The organism is Nocardia sp. NPDC041819 (assembly GCF_055590505.1).
The window spans coordinates 1-2,896 of record NZ_JBVJAP010000050.1; the positions used below are offsets into that span (position 1 = coordinate 1).

Below are 2,896 nucleotides of genomic sequence, written 5' to 3' on the forward strand. Positions count from 1 at the left end.
GGTCGCCACACGGTATGACAAGTTAGCCATCACCTACCGCGCCGGAGTCGTCCTGGCCCTGATCGTGGAATGGCTCAGGTCGTTGGGAGACAGAACCTAGCCGCGCCCATATACACGGACTCCCGCGCGAGCGGACGGTACGTGGATCATCACGAGTGGTCACGAAGTGGGTCATCAGCTCAGCGGTTGCGGATGGTGGCGGCTGCAGCGAGGCTGCGCAGCATAGCGCTGGCCGAATTCGGGAGGTCGGCGCTGTCCAGCACGCTCAAAGCCTGCTCACGGCGGCGGGTGATCATCTGCTCCACCTCGGCACGGACTCCAGCAACGGTGAGGATGTTCCGGATCTCCTCGGCATCGGCGTCGTCGACCGTCGGGTTGCCGATCACGGCACGGAGCCGTTCGCGTTGGCAGGCATCAGCGCGCTTCCATGTCAGGACTATAGGCACCGTACATTTCCCTTCGCGCAGGTCATCGAGTCCTGATTTGCCTGTGACTGCCGGATCGCCGCATAGCCCCAGCAGATCATCGCGTAGCTGGAACGCCTCTCCGAGTGGCAATGCATACGCGGTGCAGGTGGCGAGCAGTTCGTCGTCGGCACCGGAGAGAACCGCTCCCAAATGCAGCGGGCGTTCGATCGTGTACTTCGCGGTCTTATACCGGCAGATAGCCAGCGCGGCATCGAGGTCGACGTCCACGGTGCACTCCGACGCCAGGTCGAGGTATTGGCCGCACACTGTCTCCATCCGCATGTCATCCAGCAAAGGCCAGACACACTCACCCTGCGCCTCGGTCAATCCCGCACGATGCACCAGGTCATGCGACCACCCCAGAGCCAGATCACCCAACAGGATCGCAGTATTGATGCCCAACCGCGCTGCCGCACGATAAACGGCGTGATCAGCAGCGATCCGCAGATGCGCGGTGGGCTTGCCCCGCCGGGTAGCGCTGCCATCCATCACATCGTCGTGGATCAACGCGAAAGCATGAAACAACTCCAGCGACGCCGCCAGCCGCGCAACGACCTCGGGATCACCACCCGCTCCCGCAGCCCGCCACCCGCACCAACACAGCAGCGGACGCAACCGCTTTCCACCAACCAGAAACTCCCGCAGCCAGCCGACGAACAACGGAAGCTGCGGTGCTACAGCGCGAGTCTCCTTGTCGGCCAGAAATTCGGCCAGTACCACCTCGACCCGACGCAGATCCATCTCGTACTCGTGCCGGACCGACTCGGTGCACGCCAGGTGCGGCAGGATCCGCTCTACCATTTACACCTGTCCCATCCACAGTAACGTCATGACCGCAACAGCGGACTGAGCTCTCCGCACTTTAATGACACATCAAAGCAATGCAATGAAAGAAATTAACCTCAGCTCGACTGTCGCCCTATCCACATCGACTTTCGCCTGCAGCGCACCAGTTTTCGCCAGGGGGCAGCGTTCGAGATTCGACACATGTCCACCGCCGGTTTAAAGACTCTGCTTGGCGCCGAGTTCCGCGCAGACACTGCAGGTATCCACTGGCTCGCGCGCGTCGACGAAAGGACACCAGGTTGCCGCACCCGGCCCGGCAGTCCGGGCCGCCAGGGTGCGCGCCACACACAGAACTACGCCTATAACGAAGGTGACAGCATGCGCCACGGCACAACCACTGGTCAGCACGTACACCACTGCGGTGAACCCCGCCCGCTGGTTGACCCAGCGTAGTACCGCCACCCTCTATGCGCGGGACGAACTCCGGCAACAACGGCACTACCAGCTCCCACAAACTGTCGGGGACACCAGCCGCTTCGACAACTCCGCAGCCACAACCGAACCGCATGCAGCACAAGCGAACACGACACATCAGCATGGATTACATCGAGGTGAGACAACATCTAAGGTCGCTTGGTAATCGGTGGGGAGGTGCGACTGCTGTGCGCAAAGGCGAGATTCGTGCTGGAGGCCACGACCGCTCCACCATGAATGCCAGTCTCTGTCGTGCCCGCCCGCCCTTCGAGCCCACATCGCAGATACATCAGACGGTTGGTTTGCCGTAGGGTCTTTCGCGGACAAATATCCGAATACTCGACGTCGTCGTAGACATTTGGGATGCGTACTCGCCGAACTCGAAATCGTCAGCTGCGTCCACTGGCCACAATGACGACCAGTCACCGAGTCGAGGACTTGCCAGCACTCGCACCCGATGACAGGAACTCGTGACCGCGTCGACACTGCAATGTAAAGCCTTCTAGATCACGCCGCTACCGAGGCTCAAGATGCCACTCCCCCGCACTGAGGGCCATAGAAAGAATCGACAGGATATTCATTACGGACTCTCTTTCTACCGGACGATTCCAAGATGTCACAATACGGTGACAAGCCGTCATATGTATTCGCAAAACGCGCATAGGTTCAGCGGGTACCTCGCATATAACCTCTCACCGACCGTGAAGAAGGGTACTCGGTACACCAGAGAACACCGCAGCAGAGCTTCCCATGCGTGGCAACAATGAATAATCGACTGACCTGGCATCGCTTCCCACTCCACGATCCAGCTTGGACGATGTTTCTTCTCTGCACGCTCAACACAACACAGAAACGAGCAGACGTGATTAGTTGATGGCGGCGCCAGGAAGCCTGTCGATCGAGCCGGGTCCGGACCGGCGGCGGACGCGCCCTTCGCCGCGTGCCCTATTGACTCATCGCCAAGGTTCAGTACCTCAATAGCGCTGGCCTGCCGCTGTTCGACCAGTGTCCGAGCTTGAGTTCTCAGGGCCCCGGCCTCACTGAGCAGTGACTATGCGATGCTGTCAGATTCTAACCGGTTCGGCGCAGACGAACCGGCCCCGCACTCGCCCGCGAGTCGCTTAGCCGCGGATCCAGAGTCGTGGTGCGTGCTTCCTGCACCGTCGATC

At 60.6% G+C, this 2,896-nt stretch carries 1 protein-coding gene; it reads right to left on the bottom strand.

Features of this window, described 5'->3' with window-relative positions; genetic code table 11:
* Nucleotides 1-179: 179 nt before the first annotated feature.
* On the bottom strand, nucleotides 180-1,268 hold the full coding sequence (locus ACZ6DL_RS38025; RefSeq protein WP_466058575.1) for a polyprenyl synthetase family protein: 1,089 nt from the start codon (nucleotides 1,266-1,268) through the stop codon (nucleotides 180-182).
* Nucleotides 1,269-2,896 lie beyond the last annotated feature (1,628 nt).